Source organism: Dyadobacter sp. (genome assembly GCF_051859145.1).
Lineage (GTDB): Bacteria > Bacteroidota > Bacteroidia > Cytophagales > Spirosomataceae > Dyadobacter.
This window is the reverse complement of record NZ_JBHYGF010000268.1, coordinates 1-19,829: the sequence shown is the minus strand read 5'-3', so window position 1 is coordinate 19,829 and position 19,829 is coordinate 1. Positions and strand designations below refer to the sequence as shown.

Here is a 19,829-nt window from a genome sequence, read left to right as displayed (position 1 = left end):
TCTAAATCCTTATAGTGTGAAAAAAGTAGTTTTCTGCCTGTTGGTAGCACTGGGCGCAAATGCCCAGACTACCAAAAAAAGTGCCGCAACAAAGCCGGTAACACTTGCCCGCCCCAAACTGGTTGTAGGTATTGTGGTTGACCAGATGCGGTACGATTACCTTTACCGGTATTATGATCAATACACAGAAGGTGGTTTTAAGCGGATGATGAATGAAGGTTTTAACTGCCGGAATAATCATTATCCTTATGCATTGACGGTTACAGCGGCCGGTCACGCATCGGTTTACACAGGTTCTGTTCCGGCTATCAACGGGATTGTTGGAAACGAGTGGTTTGATCCCATTAAAAAACAGGAGGTATATTGTGTAGAGGACAGTACTGTTAAAACGGTCGGCAGCAATACCGGCAGTGTAGGCAAAATGTCACCGAGGAACCTGCTTACCAGCACAGTTACTGACCAGCTCCGCATTGCTACCAATTTCCGTTCTAAAACAATTGGCGTCGCCATTAAAGACCGGGGCTCCATTTTACCGGCTGGCCACACCGCAAACGCAGCTTACTGGTTTGATTCCAAAACGGGTAACTGGGTTACCAGCAGCTTCTACATGGAGGATCTTCCGCAATGGGTGAAGGATTATAATGCAAAGAAAATGCCGTCGGAGTACCTGAAAAAAGGCTGGGAATTGTTGTTACCTGCCGAGAGCTACACGCAAAGCTCACCGGACGACGTGGCGTGGGAAGGTAAACTGCCAGGTGCGAAAAAGCCAGTTTTCCCTTATGAACTCGCCGGTCTCGCAGGAGATGCATTTGGCGTGGTAACCGATACTCCCTGGGGTAATACGATCACGAAGGAAATGGCGATAGAGGCAATTAAGGGAGAGAAGTTGGGAAAAGGTGCAGATACTGACTTTCTGGCGATCAGCTTTTCATCAACAGATAAAATAGGACACAGGGTAGGGCCTAACTCCATTGAGCAGCAGGACGATTTCCTTCGCCTTGATCGTGAATTAGCTGATCTTTTCAACTTCCTGGATAGCTGGGTAGGAAAAGGCCAGTATACTGTATTTCTCACAGCAGATCACGGCGTTGTGGATGTTCCGGGCTTTGCAGCAGAACACAAGCTGCCTTCCGGGCTGGTAGATCGCAAGCTGCTTACCAAAACCGTAACAGAAGCATTGAACGAAGGTTTTGGAGAAGGTAAGTATGTGATCAGCACTGATAATAACCAGCTGTACCTGGATCACGAATTATTGAAGAAAAAGAAAATCAGCGTGTCAGATGTTTCCAAGGTAGTGAGAGAGGCAGCATTGACTGTTCCCGGCATCGCAGATGTAGTTGATCTCAGCGACATTGGCAAGGCGCCTTTGAACACTTATCAGGCTGAGTTATACAAGAACAATATCAATGCAAAAAGGAGCGGCGATATTCAGGTGTTGTCGCAGCCCGGCTGGTTTTACGGAACCGCAACCGGTACTTCCCACGGAACTCCTTACAACTACGATACCCAGGTACCTTTTGTGCTTTTTGGCTGGGGAATCAATAAAGGTGAGACGGTAAGAAGAACACACGTTTCAGACATTGCTCCCACAATCGCCGCACTACTGCACATTCTGCCAGGAAGCGGGAATATAGGGAATGCGGTGGAAGAGGCGTTGAAGAAGTAGGGTTACCTCGGCTAACGGCTTTCGGCAGTCGGCTTTTTTTCGAAGAAGCCGACTGCACACTTAAATGTTGATACAACGGCCAGCAGCCGATTGCCGAAAGCCGATAGCCCCTTAGCTTTCCTCCACAATCAGAACAATTCCTTCTGTTCTTTTAATAACTACTTTGCTGCCCGCTGGGATTGAATTGTGGTTACTGGCAAGTGCTTTCCATTCAGCTCCGCGGTAGTATATCTTTCCTTCTCCATTCAAGGGAATATCTTTGATCACCATCGCAGTTTCACCTATGAACTCGGTGTAACCTGTATCGCCTGTGCGGTCTAAAAGCCTTCTGGCGTGTTTTCTGAGAACCAGCAATGAAACGAGGGAAATGGCAGAGAATGCAAGGATCTGACTTTCTGTGGTGGGTAAAACGCCGAGCAGCGTGAGTAATGAAGTGGTTAATGCACCTATTGCAAAAAATACGAATACCAGTAAAATGCTGACCAGTTCTGCAAGCAGCATCACAAGTCCAACGATAAGCCAAATTTGGGGCAGCGACAAATCCATACTATTTCTTCTGTTCTGATTTGACAACTGTTAAGGCTGTGGCGATGAGCGATCCCACATCAGCCAGATTAGCGGGAATAATCAATGTATTTCCTGCTTTGGCCAGCTTACCAAATTGTTCCACATAATTTTCAGCGACTTTCAGCTGCACCGCTTCCGAGCCGCCATCGGTTTTGATAGCTTCCGCCACGAGCCTGATACTTTCTGCCGTAGCTTCCGCTACCGATCGCAGGGCAGCCGCTTCACCTTCCGCTTCATTGATTTGCCTTAATCTTAAACCTTCTGATTCCAAAACGACTTTTTGTTTTTGTCCCTCAGCCACATTGATAGCTGCCTGCTTTTCACCGTCTGATTGCAGAATAACAGCCCGGCGCTCACGCTCAGCCTGCATTTGTTTTTCCATTGCATTCAATACACTTTGAGGCGGCGTGATGTTTTTGATTTCGTAACGCAACACTTTCACGCCCCAGCCGGTGGCGGCTTCATCAATGGATTCTACCACTGCGCGGTTAATCGTCATTCTTTCCTCAAAGGTTTTATCAAGATCGAGCTTTCCTATCTCGCTCCGCATTGTAGTTTGTGCCAACTGTATTACAGCGAAAGTGTAATCTGCAATTCCGTAAGCCGCCTTTTTTGGATCAATAACCTGAATGAATATCACGCCATCCATTCGTACCTGCACATTGTCACGGGTGATACAGATTTGCTCGGGAATGTCAATAGCAGATTCTTTGAGGGTGTACTTATATGCTATCCGGTCAAAAAACGGGATAATGAAGTTAATTCCAGGTTGAAGTACTGCATAGAATTTACCTAATCGTTCGAGTATATAAGCAGTTTGTTGAGGAACTACTTTCACGGTCATGAGGATCGTGAACACTACAAGCACCAGCAATACGATCAGTGAAGTTGTCATGCTATTTAGTTAAGGTTTCTTGCGAAAATAGCCATAACCAGATAGGGTTGCAATGCTTCTTTGATTAACGCGGCAGAAACTTGCCTGCCGGTTCAATAAAAGGATAGGTGGTGGTTGAAATATTACTCTTTCAATATTTCTTTTGAAATTACCATTTTCTGAATTTCACTTGTTCCTTCCCCAATGGTGCAAAGCTTGCTGTCACGGTAAAATTTTTCAACCGGATAATCCTTTACAAACCCGTAACCTCCGAAGATCTGGACTGCTTCGTTGGCCACCCTCACCGCAGTTTCAGAAGCATGGTATTTGGCCACTGAACTCTCCAATGTCACTTTTTTGCCTGCATCTTTCAATGCGCCTGCATGAAATGTAAGTAATGTAGAAGCCTGAATGTCGGTGTGCATATCGGCCAGTTTGAATGCGATTGCCTGGAAATCACAGATCGCCTTACCGAATTGCCTGCGTTCTTTGGAATAGGCTAATGCAGCTTCGTAAGCACCTAATGCGGTACCAACAGAAAGCGCAGCAATGGAAATTCTTCCGCCGTCGAGTACTTTCAATGATTGTACAAAACCATCACCGATCTCTCCCAAACGTTGCGAGGCGGGAATGTAACAATCTTCAAAAATCAGCTCTACCGTTTCGGAAGCGCGCATGCCGAGCTTATCTTCCTTCCGGCCGGCTGAGAACCCTTTTGTTCCCTGTTCAACAATGAATGCGGTGGCGCCGTGTTTGTCGCCGGGCTCGCCTGTTCTGGTAATGACAACGGCCACATTGCCGGTTTTTCCGTTTGTAATAAAATTTTTGGAACCGTTCAGTACCCAGCCGTCGCCTTTTCTCACAGCTGTCGTGCGCATATTGCCTGCGTCAGAACCTGTATTCGGCTCAGTCAGTCCCCAGGCTCCCACTAATTCGCCGGTAGCAAGCTTCGGTAAATAGGTGGATTTCTGGGCTGCATTGCCAAACATCAATATGTGATTTGTACAAAGTGAATTATGCGCCGCCATGGACAATCCAACCGACGGATCTACTTTGGAGAGCGCGATAATGGCAGTTACATATTCCTGGTAACCCAGTCCGGAACCGCCATATTCTTCGGGTACCAGCATGCCCATCAAACCCAGTTCGCCAAGGCTTTTAAACAGCTCCTTTGGAAAATGCTGCTGTTCATCCCAGGTTCGGATATAAGGTTTTATATGTAAATCAGTGAAATCCCGCACAGTTTCCTGTATCATTTGGCAGGTTTCTTCTCTTTCCTTCTCCGTTGTATCAAAATTTCGTGTGTCCATAGTTGTTTAGATAATTTTGTGTTTACCAATGATAATCAGAATTGGCGCCATTCACTAACCTCTAACGAACAAATCGGCAGGGGCGCGGTGAACATTCATTTAAAAAAATTACTTTTGCAACCGGTTGCGTTGGCATTACTTAGATAAATACAATAGATTGCATTAGTATTTTGCTCACGATATACGTTATATAACAATTTTTACATTTTATGAAAATCGCAGTTGTAGGAACAGGTTATGTTGGTTTGGTTACGGGTACCTGCTTCGCCGAAACAGGCAACCAGGTAACTTGTGTCGACATTGACGTTAAAAAAGTAGAACGGTTGCAAAAGGGAGAGATTCCCATTTATGAGCCAGGACTTGATGTGCTTTTCGACCGCAATGTCGCAGAAGGCCGCTTGCTATTTACGACTAACCTTGCCGAAGGTATTAAAGGTGCGCAGGTTATATTCCTCGCTTTGCCAACTCCTCCGGGTGAAGACGGATCCGCTGATTTGAAATACATCCTTAAAGTAGCTGACGATCTCGGCCCTATTCTGGAACAATATGCAGTAATCGTAGACAAAAGCACAGTTCCTGTAGGAACAGCCGAAAAGGTAAGTGCTGCGATTGCGAAAAATGCGAAAATTGATTTCGACGTAGTATCCAACCCTGAGTTTTTAAGAGAAGGTGTTGCGGTTGAAGATTTCATGAAACCTGACCGCGTTGTGGTGGGTACTACTTCTGATAAAGCGAAGAAAGTAATGGAGAAACTATACGCTCCGTTGGTAAGACAAGGTAACCCGGTGATCTTTATGGACGAACGTTCGGCCGAGATGACCAAATATGCAGCTAACTCATTCCTGGCAATGAAAATTACCTTTATGAATGAGATTGCCAACCTTTGCGAGAAAGTAGGTGCTAATGTAGATGATATACGTCGCGGTATCGGTACTGACAGCCGCATTGGAAAGCGTTTCCTTTTCGCAGGTATCGGATACGGCGGAAGCTGCTTTCCGAAAGACGTTCAGGCGCTTGCCAAAACTTCAAGAGATTTCAATTACGACTTCCGCATCCTGAAATCAGTAATGGATGTAAATGACGATCAAAAGAAGAAATTGCTTCCGATGATCGAGAGTTATTTCGAGGGCGACCTGAAAGGAAAAACAATCGCTGTCTGGGGATTAGCTTTCAAACCATATACAGACGATATCCGTGAGGCGCCGGCGCTTGAAAATATCGAGGCATTACTGGAAGCAGGTGCGAAAGTAACTGTCTACGATCCGGAGGCGATGAACAATGTAAAAGGTATTTTGGGCGACAAGGTTACTTTCTGCCACACACCTTATGCGGCGCTGGACGATGCAGATGCACTGGCAATTTTTACAGAATGGCCGCAGTTCCGTACACCTGAGTTTGAGAAAATGGGTAAGTTGCTGAAAAATCGGGTAATTTTCGACGGAAGAAACCTTTACGAGTTGGATCAGATGCGTGAAAACGGTTATACTTATTACAGCATCGGACGCGAGAAGGTAGTTCCAGCCTGATCAAGAAGTATTTTAATTTAACTTATCTCATTGTTAATGAAACGTGTATTAATCACCGGAGCCGCAGGTTTTTTAGGCTCACATCTCTGTGAACGGTTTTTAAAGGAGGGAATGTATGTGATCGGAATGGATAACCTGATTACAGGCGATATGCGGAATATTGAGCATCTGATGCCCGATCCGAATTTCGAATTCAACCATCATGATGTAACCAAGTACGTGCACATTCCTGGCGAGCTGGACTACATTATGCACTTTGCTTCGCCAGCCAGTCCGATCGATTACCTGAAAATTCCAATCCAGACGCTGAAAGTAGGCGCGATGGGTACCCACAACCTGCTTGGCCTTGCTCGTGTGAAAAAAGCGCGTTTCATTATCGCTTCCACTTCGGAAGTATACGGTGACCCGCTCGTGCACCCGCAAACGGAAGATTATTGGGGACACGTAAACCCGATTGGTCCGCGTGGCTGCTACGATGAAGCGAAAAGGTACCAGGAAGCAATTACAATGGCTTACCACCGCTACCATGAGCTGGAAACCCGCATTGTACGGATCTTCAATACTTATGGTCCAAGAATGCGATTGAATGACGGACGTGTATTGCCTGCATTCATCGGTCAGGCGCTTCGTGGCGAGGATATCACTGTTTTCGGAGATGGAACACAAACCCGGTCTTTCTGTTATGTAGACGACCTGGTAGAAGGTATCTACCGCTTGCTGATGAGCGATTATTCGTTGCCTGTGAACATCGGTAACCCTGGTGAGATTACGATCGGCCAGTTCGCAGAGGAAATTATCAAGCTTACCGGAACTGACCAGAAAGTGGTTTACAAGCCGCTTCCACAGGATGATCCGAAACAACGTCAGCCTGATATTACCAAAGCAAAAGAGATACTTGGCTGGGAGCCAAAGGTTTCGCGGGAAGAAGGACTTCGCATTACTTACGATTATTTCCGTAACCTGCCAACCGAGCGGCTTTACGAGGAATCAAATCACAGAGGATTCGAAGGATTCAGTGCTACGAAATAGATCAAATGGAAAAAACCCGCTTCAAGCGGGTTTTTTCCATTTATATCAATCAGGAAAAATGGTTTACACTTCCATGATCTCTTTTTCTTTCGCATTGAAGATCTGCTCTACTTTTGAAATATAGCCGTCAGTCAGCTTTTGTACGCGATCTTCGCTGATTTTAACCAAGTCCTCTGCAACACCTTCTTTCGTCAGCTTTCTGAGCGAGTTGTTTGCATCCTGGCGAATGTTCCGGATGTTGATCTTCGCTGTTTCAATTTCGTTCTTCGCACGTTTTACCAGCTCTCTCCTGCGCTCCTCATTCAAAGGCGGTACTGAAATACGGATCATTTCCCCATCATTTGAAGGCGCAAATCCCAGGTTACCATTACGGATCGCCTTTTCGATTTCATTGATGATCTTCTTTTCAAAAGGGCGGATCGCAATCGTTCTTGCATCCGGCGTGTTGATCGTAGCCACATTCTGCAAAGGAGTCATTGAACCGTAGTACTCGATTTGAAGGCCTTCCAGCATTTGTGGCGATGCTTTTCCGGCGCGTATTTTACCTAATTCAATGATAAGGTGTTTGATTGCACCCTCCATGGTATCCTTGGCGTCGTCAAGATATAATTCTATTTCTTCCATTGTTGTTAAAATATGCGGTTCAGCTAGTTGGATATAAGCGTTCCTACCTCTTCTCCCATTACCAGATCGTACAGGTTGCCGGGTTTGTTCATATCGAAAACAATAATCGGCAGGTTGTTCTCCTTACAAAGCGTAAAAGCCGTAAGGTCCATTATTTTGAGGTTCTTGGAAAGTGCTTCGTCGAAAGTGAGCGTGGAATATTTGATGGCAAGAGGGTCTTTTTCCGGGTCCGCTGTGTAAACACCGTCCACGCGCGTACCTTTTAAAACCACTTCCGATTCAGATTCAATGGCGCGAAGACCTGCCGTGGTGTCCGTAGTAAAGTATGGATTACCCGTTCCTGCGCCGAAAATAACAACCCGTCCTTTTTCAAGGTGACGAATCGCCCGGCGGCGGATCAATGGTTCACACACCTGCTCCATTTTGATTGCGGACATCAGGCGGGTGTGAATACCGTGTTTTTCGAGTGAGCTTTGGATCGCCATCCCGTTGATCACTGTTGCCAGCATTCCCATATGGTCGCCCTGAACCCGGTCAATTCCGGACTTTTCCACAGAGGCGCCGCGGAAAATATTGCCGCCTCCGATTACGATCGCGATCTGAACCCCGACATCAGCAATCCTCTTGATTTCCTTTGCGTAATTGTCCAGAATGTTGAAATCAATCACCTGGGCCTTATCGCCACCATTAAGCGCTTCACCGCTTAGTTTAAGTAGTAAACGTTTGTATTTTGGTTCGGGCATGGTATGATATCGGTGTTTTCGGCCGTAAAAATAAGCGGACTGAGTTCAGATTACCAAGATATTTATTGAAACTCCAATAATACCTGGTTTTTTTCAACTATTTCGCCGGGTGCTACTTTCAACGATTTGATAGTGCCATTTCCGGATGATTTGATCACATTTTCCATTTTCATGGCAACCAGTACAAGCAGGTGGTCGCCCTTGCTGATCTGGTCACCTTCGGCTACTGCGACAGATTGGATCAGCCCCGGCATCGGCGCTTTGATATTGTTGATTTTCTGGGAAGCAGTGTTTTGAAGACCCATTCCTTCCAAAAGCAGGTCGAGCCGGTCTTTGGCGGATGTGACATATTCTACGCCATTAACCAGCAGCCGGGCAGATTTTTCCGCTGCATTCCTTTCCAGGATCTCGACATTATAGGATTTGTTGTTCCAGAGGATGTGAAAGCGGCCACTGCTAACGGTTACAATATCACCGTCAAAGAGCTTGTTACCAATTAGCCAACCATCGCCGGTTTTTTCAATTGCTACGGATCTGTTTTCGCCGATATCCGGGGTATTTCCATTTGAAGCATTGCTGGCAACCGAGATTTTTAACATACCATTACGCTGTAATCGTTGGCAATTTCTTTCAGTATAAAATCAAGTTCGTCAAAAGTCATTGCCTCCACCAGCCGCATCCGGTAAGGTTTGAAATGATCCAACCCTTTAAAATAGTTGGTATAATGGCGGCGCATTTCAAATACACCAGCCACAGGCCCTTTCCAGCGGATAGAAAACTCAAGGTGGCGCCGGCAAACATCCACGCGCTGCTCCATGGTAGGCGGAGCCAGCTTTTCACCCGTTTTCATATAATGTTTGATCTCATTGAAGATCCACGGATTTCCAATTGTTGCGCGACCGATCATAATGCCGTCAACGCCAAAGCGGTTTTTGTACTCAACTGCCTTTTCGGGAGTATCCACATCTCCATTACCGAAAATAGGGATCGTGATACGTGGATTTTCCTTGATTTTGGCAATCAGTGACCAGTCGGCTTCGCCTTTGTACATCTGCACGCGCGTGCGGCCGTGAACTGAGAGCGCCTTAATGCCGATATCCTGCAACCGTTCTGCTACTTCCTGCACATTCTTGGTATTTTCATCCCAGCCCAGCCTCGTTTTTACAGTAACCGGTAAATGCGTTGACTTGATCACCGCTTCGGTCATTCTGACCATCTTTGGCACATCCTGTAACAATGCAGCACCTGCGCCGCGGCAGGCTACATTCTTTACCGGACAGCCGTAATTAATGTCGATCAGATCGGGATTTACGCGTGATGCAATTTCTGCGCAGGATCCCATGGTCTCTACGTCGCTGCCGAAAAGCTGAATGCCGACCGGCCGCTCATATTCGAAGATATCAAGCTTCTGCACGCTTTTTACGGCGTCGCGGATCAAACCCTCTGACGATACAAATTCAGTATACATCAGATCGGCCCCGTTTTCCTTGCACACTGCCCTGAAAGGAGGATCGCTCACATCTTCCATGGGGGCGAGGAGCAATGGGAAATCGCTCAGTTCTATGTTTCCTATCTTGACCATTTCTGTTTGATTGCCGTTTAAACAGCGATTTTACTTAACAGTTGAAACCCTCTTGTTTGTTAAGCCTTTATTTTTAAATTCATAATAAACTGTAAATTTACACCAATTATGCAAAATAGTAATCAGGATCTGGTGGTTTCCCGGGCACCTACCGTGTGGGGCAGTTTGTTGGTTTTAACCGGCTTTGTGCTCATCGGAATGGCCGTGGGGAATATCCTGGCAGTCGTGATCCTGGCGCTGTTTTTCTCTTCTGATCAGGTAGGTGTAACTGTACTCCTCAATCAACTGATTACTACACCTGCCAAAGTTCACAACGGCTGGTACGCATTAATGGTTTTGCAGGGTACCGTACATTTCTTCTCTTACCTGCTTCCCTCTGCACTTTTCTGGATTTATATTGATAAGAAACCAATAAGGGAGGTTAACACACGGCAGCATCCGTCGCCTGTTATCTGGCTGCTCGCTTTTTTGCTGGTACTCGTATTTATTCCCCTTAACAGCAAGTTTATCGAGTGGAATGCAGCCATGAATTTACCGGACGCACTGTCAGGTCTCGAAATCTGGATGCGGCAAAAAGAGGATCAGCTTTCGGTAATGACCGCTTTTTTGACCAACTATAAAACATTCGGCCAGATGCTGATCGCATTATTTGTGGTAGCACTCTTGCCGGCAATAGGCGAGGAGGCGCTTTTTCGCGGTGTGATACAAACGAAGTTGCTCAAAGTAACCAGCAATCCACACGTGGCGATCTGGGCTTCCGCTGCGATTTTCAGCGCAATCCATTTTCAATTTTATGGATTTCTGCCAAGAATGATGCTAGGCGCATTGTTCGGTTACCTGTTTTACTGGACAGGGAATTTCTGGGTTGCAGTATTGGCGCATTTTGTAAATAATGGATTTGTACTGGTGATGATGTACCTGCATAATCTGGGCATGATTGATACCAACATAGAAGAAACCAAATCAATGCCGCTGCTGCTGATTACTGTATCGCTGCTTTTGTCTGCGGGCATTCTCAGGTATATCAGGCAGCTGAGTGTGTCGGAGGTCGGTTCCGGAGGAAGGGGATAATTTTAACTATATTTCAGCAAAATGGATGAGAATTGGGTAAAAGCATATCAAAGCTCACAAATGATCAGAGCGGAGATCGCAAGGGAAATATTCGAGCAAAATGAAATTCCGGCAGTGATTGTCAATAAAAAGGATAGCAGTTATCCGATTTTTGGAATGTGCGAAGTGCACGTTCCTGCCAGTGAACTAGACCGGGCTCAAACGATATTAATGAATGAAGACGCGATTAAGCAATCTGAATAATTTACAGCAAAGAACTATAACAGGCTTAGCCGGTGTAATTGTCATTATTGGTTGTATCCTCTACAATGAACTTACTTTTCTACTACTTTTTTGCTCCATCAGCTCGCTGACCCAGCTCGAATTCTACAAGCTGCTGGGACTGGATGGAAATCAGCCTCTTACATATTATGGTACCTTCTGTGGCACAGTTATGATGTTACTTGCGTACCTGATAGAGCAGGACATTGTACCGTTTGAAAATTACTTCATTATCAGCCCGCTGCTGTCAATGATCTTCTTTATCAAACTTTACAAGAAAAATGATCTGAAACCTTTTACGAACATCGGTTTCACCTTTTTAGGGATCATTTACGTAGCCCTGCCTTTTTCACTCATTATTGTAATGGCCATGCGGGGCGGACGGTATAATTACGAGATTGTTTTAGGAAGCCTGCTGCTGTTGTGGGCCTCTGATATTGGCGGGTATTTCGCCGGTACCAAGTTTGGCAAAAGAAAACTTTTTGAGCGGATTTCGCCCAAAAAATCCTGGGAAGGCGCTATGGGAAGTGCTGCATTCGCTGCTGTTATCGCATTTGCGCTGGGACTTTATTTCCGTACTTTCGAACCCTGGAAATGGTACTGTATCGGGGCAATTATAGTTGTCCTGGGTACTTACGGTGACCTGGTAGAGTCCCTCTTCAAGAGAAGTATTGCCATTAAAGATTCTGGAAGCAGTATTCCTGGGCACGGCGGTTTTCTCGACCGTTTCGACGGACTGCTGCTCTCTGCGCCATTTATTGTTACCTTTTTAAAGTTATTTTCCTGACAATCGAGGCTTTATCAGGTAGCGGGGCAATCCCTTACCAGGCGGCTCGTTTTAAAATCAGGAATGAAATTTTACACGCACTTCTACAAATAAGGTCTGTCAGTATTGAAAATAAAACTTTGAAGACCGTAACGTATTGCTCCAACGGTTCCAAAGTATAACCTCGAAAGAATGAAACGTAGTTTTTTAATATTGCTGTTGATAATTGCAGGGCTGGTATCGGGTCGGGAAGCGTTTGCACAGGGTGAACAGAAAGCCATTACCTTCTCGGGTATGGTAGTCGGTGGAAAACAAACCGAAATCCTGCCGGGCGCAACGATCTTTATTGTAAATGCAGGACGCGGAACGCTTTCCAGAAGTGACGGGTCATTTACGATCAAGGTGTTTCCTGGCGACAGCATTGTTTTTGGCTATGTAGGGTATAAAAATCAATACCACGTTGTGCCCCGGAACTACAACTCGGATATTTACTCAGCCATCGTAGCATTGCGGGAAGATGTTGTAACCCTTACAGGTGTAACAATTTACCCTTACTCGACCGAAGAGGAATTTAAAAAAGCTTTTCTGGAATTGAAGTTGCCGGATCAGGCAGACCGGGATGCACTTGCCAAGAGTACAGATCCTGATTATATCAACAGAATGGCGGCTCAGGTGCCCAATAATGCGCAGACCAACTACCGGTACTCTATGGACCAGCTGATGTTTGGTCGCGAGTCAGCAGCTGGAAAAGGCTTTGCAACCACATTCCCGTTCCTGAACCCATTTGCATGGGCCAACTTTATCAAATCAGTTAAAAAAGGAGATTTGAAACAGAAAGACTGGCGTAAAGACCTGAATGCAGCGCCGAGGGAAAATATCACCAAGCAGGATTTTATCCCGCCTTCGGAATCTGAAAGCCCCAAGAAGAACGGTACTAACTAGATAGTACCGTTTACATACTTTTTCAACTCAATTTTAGCTCCGTCAAATACGGCGAAATGCTGTTGAGTAACCCACTCGCCTAAATTAATGTAACGCGAATGTGCATTTACCTGCATATCGAGCGTTAGGTGGCGGTGTCCAAAAATGTAATATTGATGCGGGTCTTTTGACTCAACTTCTTTGCAATACTGAAAAAGCCACTCGTTTTCTTCTCCTAAAAAACGTTCTTCGCCTTTATTTACATTCGCAAGCCGGCTGCGCCGCGACCAGGCTGTTGCTATCCAAATCCCGAAATCAGGGTGGGTTATCCTGAAAATCAGCTGGAAAAACGGGCTTTCGAAAATGCGTTTTAAGAATTTGTAGGTACTATCACCAGGCCCAAGCCCGTCTCCGTGGCCTACCAGCACTTTTGTAGTTCCGAGATCAGTCACAAAATTGAAACTTACTGGGTTCCTGTAAATGGAAGCCCCAATCTCCTGTGTAAGGTACCCCGACATCCACATATCGTGGTTTCCTGTGAAAATAATCAGTTCAATTCCTTTGTCGCTTAGCTCGGCCAGCTTTCCCAGCAATCTGACAAAACCCTTTGGAACAACCGTTTTGTACTCAAACCAGAAATCGAAGAGGTCGCCGACAAGGAAAATAGTCTGTGCGTCGTGCTCGATAGAGGCAAGCCAGCTGACGATCAACTTTTCGCGTTCGCGGCTGCTGGCAGGTGAAGGGACACCCAAATGATAGTCGGATGAAAAGTAAATGCGCTTTCCTGGCTGTAAAGAAATGGTCCTTGTTTCGAACTTCATGGAGTCAATACAAATGCGCCGCAAGTTACAATGTTCCTAGTAAATCAGCAGTGCGTACCCCAATGGACGCTCCATTAAATCGGGTACCTGCCTGGTTTTTCTTCCGGGCTCTTTTTAGATTGCACCCTTTAACCAGAATTTGAAATGAAAAAGATTTGCCAGGTTTTTGCTTTTATACTGATTGCTGCAGTCGTGCAGCAAAACGCAATCGCGCAGGCTCCAAAAAAAATCCCTGCAGACAAGCAGCGCGCATTGCAATGGAAGCCCGAAAAGGGACAGTATTATTTCAGTCACTCGTTTGTATTCGACTACCAGAACAAAGGCGATAAAACGAGTGGCAAGCTGAAAATTTACCTGGATCCGGTCACCGGCGCGATGTGTTTCAAAAAAGAAAGCAGTTTTGGGGAAGGTGGAAAAGCATTCGATTTCGTGATCGGATTTCCTGATGGAAAGTTCATTTACTGCGGCACAGACGATAATGGAAAAAAGATTAGGATCAACGAACTGGTAAAAGCATTGAAGCCCGATGCAGAAGCAAAAGCCGAGCAAAAGGAGAATTTCACAACCTACTGCATTCCCACCGGGAACAAAAGAGTGGACTTCGGATTGCCAAGCGAGGAATATGACATTACCTATGCAACTTCCGACAATAAAGACAAAGTGTGGCTCACGCAGACACCTTTCAGTGTATATCCATTATACGGAATGGAATTCGCCGAACAAGCTGTGAACCTGCCCGTTACATTCGATTATATGCACTTATTGACAGGTAATCAGCTGGTAACAGAACTGAACTCGAAAGATTTGATGCTGAAACTGGTATCTCTTGAAAAAGACCCTTTTCTGGCGGTGACAAAAGGGTACCAGGAAGTAAAGCTTGACTAGGAATGAAAAAGCTGGTTTTGTGTAATCGCTTTTTACACAAAACCAGCTACTTATCTATGCATTCTCAGCAAGCTCGCGCTCAGCTTTCACTTCTGAAAGCGGTCGCATGTTGGCAGGTATCTCCTGTTCCTGGTCTTCCTCAGCTGTGTAAGGGAATACGTCAAGAATGGGTGTAAGGTTGATATCTGTGGTTTCGTAGGGGATCAGGAAGTTGCGCATACTTTCGTTGATGCGGTCAAGCGCCTGCTGGATACCATCTGCATTCACCAGCATGTAGTTCACAATTTTCTTCTCTTTTCCGCTTTTTTCATCAACTGAAAAGTAAATCACCTTGGCTTTAAACCACTGCTCGCCTTCTTCGTAGGCAAACAGGTCGGCCAGGCGCATTCTGGTAATGCTGGTTACACTGAAATCGCTGGCGCCGGTCACAATTTGTTTGTAGAGTCTCGCCTCGGATTCCGTGTAAGAAACAGCATCCACGAGATACACTTCGTTAATTGTTTTCAAGCTTCCTGCCTCATCTTCTTTTTGATACCTGATCTTTCCTAAATACCAGCTTGCCATAATTTCTTTCGATTGAATTAATAAAGTCTGCAAATGTAGAGGCTTGTGCGAACGTGGCAAAAAAATATGGAGCTAAACTAATAATGCAAAAACGCAGTATGCGTTCTGATACCTACTGTTTAACTTGCAAAAAAATTAACGATGAAAAAGAACTTAGCTGTTGGGCTGATATTGATAATTGCCGGCATTTTATCCTCCTGCGGAGTCGGCAAGCAGGTTTCCGAAGCCAAAACTTTTGGCGAATGCAAATATGATATCCGGTCTGTCGATAGTGTTTACCTGGGCGGAATTGATGTGCGCGAGTTCCGTAATATCCGCAGTTTCAACGATTTTGATCTTGCCAAATATCCCGGTCTTGCATTGGGACTTTTGAGAAAGAATGTTCCCCTGGATCTGCGCGTCAATCTGGATATCACCAATCCTACCAAAAAGCGCGCGGCGATCAACCAGCTTGAATACAAGGTTTTATTGTCGGATAACGAGATTTTCAACGGGTATCTCAGCCAGCTGATCGAAGTGTTGCCAGGTACCGGAAGTACGAGAGTACCTGTGAAACTGAATGCGAATGCGTACCAGTTACTGACAAACGATAAAACGCGCGACCAGTTTGTGAACATGATCTTGTCGCTAACGGGCAAATCAGACGCAAAACCAACCAAATTCACAGTGAAAGTGAAGCCCACACTGGATATTGCCGGAAAGCAGGTGGACTATCCGGGCTACATTACATTTGAAAAAGAGATCACAAGCCAGATGATCACAGGGGTGAAATAACCTCCGGTATTGGCAACAACAATCAGACACTATTTTGAAGTTATTTTTAGATAATCCTCACTTATCAGCTTATTTCGGCCTTGTAGTTGCCCTTTTTCTGCTTTTTGGCGCCACGTTTATAACACCCAAACTGGCAGTCGCACGAAAGTGGCTGGCGATCATCCTGATCTTTGTGCCGGTTATCTACTTCTTCCTGATACTGGATGCCCACCTGATCAATATTCCTTATACAGACGATTTTAACCTGCTTGAAACAGTCGACAAACTCCGGAAAGCGCCGGATCTTCTGACAGCTTCCAAAGCGCTTTTCGAGCAGGTTAACCAGCATCGCTTCGCCTTCGAGCGCATTGTGATGCTGATTATGGTGTTTGTTACAGGTACCGTCAATATCAAAGCGCAGATTATCATTGGCGACCTGTTTTTACTGGGTATTCTTTACATGCTTTTTCGGGCGTTAAAAAAGGAGTCCATTCCATTCTACTATTTCATTCCGGTTCCTTACGTACTTTTCAACCTGGTATTTTGGGAAAATGCATACTGGGGAATAGCTGCATTGCAAAACACGCCGCTGATTTTCTTCGCGTGGGTTACTGCATATGCAGTCGGGAGAGGGGATAACAAGGGTTTTTACCTTGGCTTATTGGCTGCATCGCTCACTACATTCACAAGCGGCAGCGGCTTGCTGGCGTGGATAATTGGTTTTATTATCCTGGCATTTCAGAAGCGTTTTCGCCTGTTGCTTGGCTGGGTGGCTGCGGCAGCTGCATTTGTCCTGTTCTATTTTCTGTTCGATTACCATGTAATCCCCGCCAACGGTGACAAGGTCTGGACACACCCCATTTTTAACTTCATATTCGCATTAGGCTTTTGGGGAAATGCTTTTTTTCTCGATATCCGCCACCCGCTTGTTCCACAGTTTCACTCAGATTTAATCGCATGCATCTTGCTGGGCGGCCTCATTTTCCTGGTATTTATCGGCTGGTCGCTACGCATTTTCATTAAAAGGCAACTTGGTTGGAGCGACTGGTTTTTATGGGGCGCAATGATGTTTTCAATGGGAACCGGCGCCATGTTCGTGATCAGCAGACCGATTAACACTTACCTGATGTATGGTGGAAATATATTTTCCCGCCGGTATATGATATTCGGCATCGCATTGCTCGCAACTGCTTATTTGTGCTTTATTATTTTGGTAAAAAATAAAAAGCAGCTGATGAATGTGGTTGCGATACTCTCTGCATTCACCTTTGTTTTGCTCAATTTCGTCAGCTACTATTTATCGATCGTGCAGGTCAGGAAAATGCACGACGATCTGGTAATTGATAGTTATTATTGGAAAAACTACAATACATTCCTGACTGCGGGCGACAGGTTTGGTGACATCCCATTCTGGAACCACCCGACCAGAATGAAAAGTCTGGTGAAATCCCTCGAAGCTGGCGGACTTACCGACTTTTACCAGTTTAACACCGTACCCGAGCCTGGGCGGCTTCTGGCAGAAACTGCTGATACTATTACCAGATTCGAGGGAACATTCGATGCCACTTTTCATTACAGAAATTCGGACAACAATATACCTTCCCGCTATTACCAGTTTACGGCTGTCCGCGATGAGAATTCGCCCGCGCCTTCGTACTTTGTACTCGCATCGGCCCGCTACAAAGTCGTGCTGCCAGCTGTTCCTATCCCTGTTCAGGCTTCGGAGTTGCTGAAAGGCGGCCATTATTACAGCAACAGCTACCGGTATTCGCTATTCAACTCGAAATTGCCGGAAGGTATCTACGATGTCTGGCTGATGTACTCCGATCCGTCGGCGGCAAGCAAATGGAAATCGTTGCCTACCGGAAAACGGGTCAAGATCAATTAACAGCATTAACAGTGTGGCTATGCAGATACTCACCTATAATTTGAATGGGATCAGGGCAGCCCTGAAAAACGGCTTGATTGAATGGTTGAGCCAGAATCCGGCTGATATCCTGTGTTTTCAGGAAGTAAAAGCGACTCCCGACGTGGTTGATTTATCCGGCTTTGAAGCACTGGGTTACGAGCTGATCGGCTGGCATTCTGCGGAAAAAAAAGGATATAGCGGCGTAGCGATTTTTTCCAAGATCAAGCCCGATCTGGTATTAGCAGGCTGCTCCATTCCGGCGTATGATCGCGAAGGTCGCGTGCTTCGCGCTGATTTTGGTGACGTAACTGTGCTCAACTGTTATTTCCCGTCGGGTACCAGCGGGGAGATCAGGCAGGCTGTAAAAATGACTTTCCTGGCTGATTTTTTCACCTGGGCAGAGGAGCTGCGGAAAGAGCGGCCCAATCTGATCATCTGTGGGGATTATAACATTGCTCACAATGAAATAGATATCCACGATCCTGTCCGGAACAAAAAGAACTCGGGCTTTCTTCCCGAGGAGCGGGCGTGGATGACAAAATGGTTTGGCAGCGGCTACACCGACGCATTCAGGTTTATGAACCCCGATTTACGCCAGTATTCCTGGTGGACTTACCGGGCCGGGGCGAGAGGCAATAACAAAGGCTGGCGCATTGATTATATTTCAGTAAGTGATAGTCTGCAGGAACGGATCGTCGCCAGCCGGCAATTCAATGATGCTGTCCATTCAGATCATTGTCCTGTATGGTTGGAAATTCGTTAATACCTTTCGTCCTTTCACGCCTGCCGTTCCATATTTCCTTCGCTCATTATTTCGTATTTTTGATCTAGCAGCATTTACTCAAATCGTTATGAAACTTGAACTGCCTATGACACTGAAAATGGGAGATTTGATGAATGAGGAGGACTTCTTTCAGTTTTGTCAGATAAATGACACACTAGAGCTCGAAAGGGACTCTCAAGGAAATATTATCGTTATGTCTCCAACAGGATCGTTTACAGGTGGATTTAATTCCCGCATTCTCACTGAGGTTGGTATTTGGAATAAAGAAAATCAGATAGGGGAGTTATTCGATTCTTCAACCGGATTTACACTTCCAAATGGGGCGGTGCGCTCACCGGATGTTTCATGGATCCGGGAAGACAGGTGGAATGCATTGACGCCGGAGCAGCAGGAGAAATTTGCGCCGATCTGTCCGGATTTCGTTATCGAAGTGCGCTCGCTATCTGATGATTTGAAGTACCTGACCGACAAGATGGACGAGTACATGGAAAATGGCGCACAACTTGGCTGGCTGATCGACCGGTTTGAAAAGAAAGTTTACATTTACCAGACAGGTGCGCCAGTGATTATTCGCGAGGCGTTAAATGTTAAGTTATCCGGTGAACCAGTGCTGCCGGGCTTTGAGCTCGATCTTGCGGCTGTTATAAAGTAGTTTTTTCTCCTAATCAATTCTTTTGTTTAAGTTCTTCCTCGTCTACAAACCCTTCGGAATGCTGTCGCAGTTCACACGTGAAGGCGACCACCCGACCTTGGCTGACCTTGATTTTGAATTTGCCAAAGATATTTACCCTGTTGGTCGCCTTGATGCAGACAGTGAAGGCTTGCTGCTGCTCACCAATGACAATTTCCTCAAAACAAAACTCCTTGAACCGCGCAACAAGCACACCCGCACTTACTATGTACAGGTAGAAGGCGAAATAACCGCGGAAGCCTGCGAGCAGCTCAGCCGCGGTGTGGTGATCAGTATCAATGGAAAAGCTTACAAGACACTCCCCGCAAACGCGCGGGTGATCGAAGAGCCGCCACTTCCCGAGCGCAATCCGCCCATTCGTTTTCGTAAAAACATACCTACCACCTGGCTGGCACTCACGCTTCGCGAAGGCAAAAACAGGCAGGTAAGAAGAATGACGGCAGCAGTCGGCTTTCCTACGCTCAGGCTCGCACGTTGGTCGA

Annotated in this window: 22 protein-coding genes; 13 read left to right on the top strand and 9 right to left on the bottom strand. The window is 45.9% G+C overall.

Going from position 1 to position 19,829, the window contains the following annotated elements; translation table 11 throughout:
• The first annotated feature begins 16 nt into the window (after positions 1-16).
• Positions 17-1,666, top strand: coding sequence for an alkaline phosphatase PafA (gene pafA / locus ACTIE6_RS15680; protein WP_439557534.1), 1,650 nt, complete (start codon positions 17-19; stop codon positions 1,664-1,666).
• Positions 1,667-1,777: 111 nt separating this feature from the next.
• Here the strand turns inward: pafA and ACTIE6_RS15675 are convergent, their stop codons facing one another.
• The 3 genes from ACTIE6_RS15675 to ACTIE6_RS15665 form a co-directional block, all read right to left on the bottom strand.
• Positions 1,778-2,212, bottom strand: coding sequence for an NfeD family protein (locus tag ACTIE6_RS15675; protein ID WP_439557533.1), 435 nt, complete (start codon positions 2,210-2,212; stop codon positions 1,778-1,780).
• Position 2,213: 1 nt separating this feature from the next.
• Positions 2,214-3,128, bottom strand: a complete 915-nt coding sequence (locus ACTIE6_RS15670) for an SPFH domain-containing protein (protein WP_439557532.1) — start codon at positions 3,126-3,128, stop codon at positions 2,214-2,216.
• 122 nt (positions 3,129-3,250) lie between these two features.
• Entirely contained in the window at positions 3,251-4,417 is a 1,167-nt protein-coding gene (locus tag ACTIE6_RS15665) for an acyl-CoA dehydrogenase family protein (RefSeq protein ID WP_439557531.1), read from the bottom strand.
• Between the two features lie 209 nt (positions 4,418-4,626).
• On the opposite strand from ACTIE6_RS15665, the gene ACTIE6_RS15660 reads away from it, so the two are divergent.
• Together ACTIE6_RS15660 and ACTIE6_RS15655 are read left to right on the top strand one after the other, a co-directional pair.
• The gene (locus tag ACTIE6_RS15660; RefSeq protein WP_439557530.1) at positions 4,627-5,943 is read left to right on the top strand and encodes a UDP-glucose dehydrogenase family protein; all 1,317 of its coding nucleotides are present in this window, start codon (positions 4,627-4,629) and stop codon (positions 5,941-5,943) included.
• A 36-nt stretch (positions 5,944-5,979) separates the two neighbouring features.
• Positions 5,980-6,972, top strand: a complete 993-nt coding sequence (locus ACTIE6_RS15655) for a UDP-glucuronic acid decarboxylase family protein (protein WP_056286260.1) — start codon at positions 5,980-5,982, stop codon at positions 6,970-6,972.
• Between the two features lie 63 nt (positions 6,973-7,035).
• Here the strand turns inward: ACTIE6_RS15655 and frr are convergent, their stop codons facing one another.
• The 4 genes from frr to dusB all read right to left on the bottom strand — a co-directional run bounded on the left by frr (position 7,036) and on the right by dusB (position 9,921).
• Positions 7,036-7,596 carry a ribosome recycling factor gene (gene frr / locus ACTIE6_RS15650; RefSeq protein WP_056286258.1) on the bottom strand — a complete coding sequence of 187 codons (561 nt, stop codon included), beginning with the start codon at positions 7,594-7,596 and terminating at the stop codon, positions 7,036-7,038.
• 23 nt (positions 7,597-7,619) lie between these two features.
• Entirely contained in the window at positions 7,620-8,339 is a 720-nt protein-coding gene (pyrH, locus tag ACTIE6_RS15645) for a UMP kinase (protein WP_439557529.1), read from the bottom strand.
• Positions 8,340-8,401: 62 nt separating this feature from the next.
• Entirely contained in the window at positions 8,402-8,938 is a 537-nt protein-coding gene (locus ACTIE6_RS15640) for a biotin/lipoyl-containing protein (RefSeq protein WP_439557528.1), read from the bottom strand.
• Entirely contained in the window at positions 8,932-9,921 is a 990-nt protein-coding gene (gene dusB / locus ACTIE6_RS15635) for a tRNA dihydrouridine synthase DusB (RefSeq protein ID WP_439557527.1), read from the bottom strand. Before dusB ends, ACTIE6_RS15640 begins: the two co-directional genes overlap by 7 nt.
• A gap of 108 nt (positions 9,922-10,029) precedes the next feature.
• Between dusB and ACTIE6_RS15630 the strand changes: the two genes are divergently transcribed.
• The 4 genes from ACTIE6_RS15630 to ACTIE6_RS15615 all read left to right on the top strand — a co-directional run bounded on the left by ACTIE6_RS15630 (position 10,030) and on the right by ACTIE6_RS15615 (position 12,961).
• Positions 10,030-10,992 (top strand): lysostaphin resistance A-like protein, encoded by a 963-nt coding sequence (locus ACTIE6_RS15630; RefSeq protein WP_439557526.1) that lies wholly within the window; start codon positions 10,030-10,032, stop codon positions 10,990-10,992.
• Between the two features lie 21 nt (positions 10,993-11,013).
• The gene (locus ACTIE6_RS15625) at positions 11,014-11,235 is read left to right on the top strand and encodes a putative signal transducing protein (RefSeq protein ID WP_439557525.1); all 222 of its coding nucleotides are present in this window, start codon (positions 11,014-11,016) and stop codon (positions 11,233-11,235) included.
• Complete coding sequence (locus ACTIE6_RS15620) at positions 11,207-12,040, top strand: phosphatidate cytidylyltransferase (protein ID WP_439557524.1); 834 nt, start codon at positions 11,207-11,209, stop codon at positions 12,038-12,040. Before ACTIE6_RS15625 ends, ACTIE6_RS15620 begins: the two co-directional genes overlap by 29 nt.
• Before the next feature lie 171 nt (positions 12,041-12,211).
• Positions 12,212-12,961 (top strand): carboxypeptidase-like regulatory domain-containing protein, encoded by a 750-nt coding sequence (locus ACTIE6_RS15615; RefSeq protein ID WP_439557523.1) that lies wholly within the window; start codon positions 12,212-12,214, stop codon positions 12,959-12,961.
• On the opposite strand, the gene ACTIE6_RS15610 is transcribed toward ACTIE6_RS15615, so the two are convergent.
• Positions 12,958-13,761: a UDP-2,3-diacylglucosamine diphosphatase gene (locus tag ACTIE6_RS15610; protein WP_439557522.1), complete on the bottom strand. Its 804-nt coding sequence runs from the start codon at positions 13,759-13,761 to the stop codon at positions 12,958-12,960. The two genes, ACTIE6_RS15615 and ACTIE6_RS15610, sit on opposite strands and share 4 nt — an antisense overlap.
• 144 nt (positions 13,762-13,905) lie before the next feature.
• Here ACTIE6_RS15610 and ACTIE6_RS15605 point away from each other — a divergent pair, with 144 nt between their 5' ends.
• Positions 13,906-14,646: a hypothetical protein gene (locus ACTIE6_RS15605; RefSeq protein WP_439557521.1), complete on the top strand. Its 741-nt coding sequence runs from the start codon at positions 13,906-13,908 to the stop codon at positions 14,644-14,646.
• A 54-nt stretch (positions 14,647-14,700) separates the two neighbouring features.
• On the opposite strand, the gene ACTIE6_RS15600 is transcribed toward ACTIE6_RS15605, so the two are convergent.
• Entirely contained in the window at positions 14,701-15,210 is a 510-nt protein-coding gene (locus tag ACTIE6_RS15600; RefSeq protein WP_439557520.1) for a DUF4494 domain-containing protein, read from the bottom strand.
• Positions 15,211-15,351: 141 nt separating this feature from the next.
• On the opposite strand from ACTIE6_RS15600, the gene ACTIE6_RS15595 reads away from it, so the two are divergent.
• The 5 genes from ACTIE6_RS15595 to ACTIE6_RS15575 all read left to right on the top strand — a co-directional run.
• The gene (locus ACTIE6_RS15595; RefSeq protein WP_439557519.1) at positions 15,352-15,984 is read left to right on the top strand and encodes a hypothetical protein; all 633 of its coding nucleotides are present in this window, start codon (positions 15,352-15,354) and stop codon (positions 15,982-15,984) included.
• A gap of 34 nt (positions 15,985-16,018) precedes the next feature.
• On the top strand, positions 16,019-17,851 hold the full coding sequence (locus tag ACTIE6_RS15590) for a hypothetical protein (protein WP_439557518.1): 1,833 nt from the start codon (positions 16,019-16,021) through the stop codon (positions 17,849-17,851).
• Between the two features lie 19 nt (positions 17,852-17,870).
• Entirely contained in the window at positions 17,871-18,635 is a 765-nt protein-coding gene (locus tag ACTIE6_RS15585; protein ID WP_439557517.1) for an exodeoxyribonuclease III, read from the top strand.
• An 88-nt stretch (positions 18,636-18,723) separates the two neighbouring features.
• Entirely contained in the window at positions 18,724-19,308 is a 585-nt protein-coding gene (locus ACTIE6_RS15580) for a Uma2 family endonuclease (protein ID WP_439557516.1), read from the top strand.
• 58 nt (positions 19,309-19,366) lie between these two features.
• A partial coding sequence (locus ACTIE6_RS15575) for a pseudouridine synthase (RefSeq protein ID WP_439557515.1) occupies positions 19,367-19,829 on the top strand: 463 nt, incomplete at its 3' end.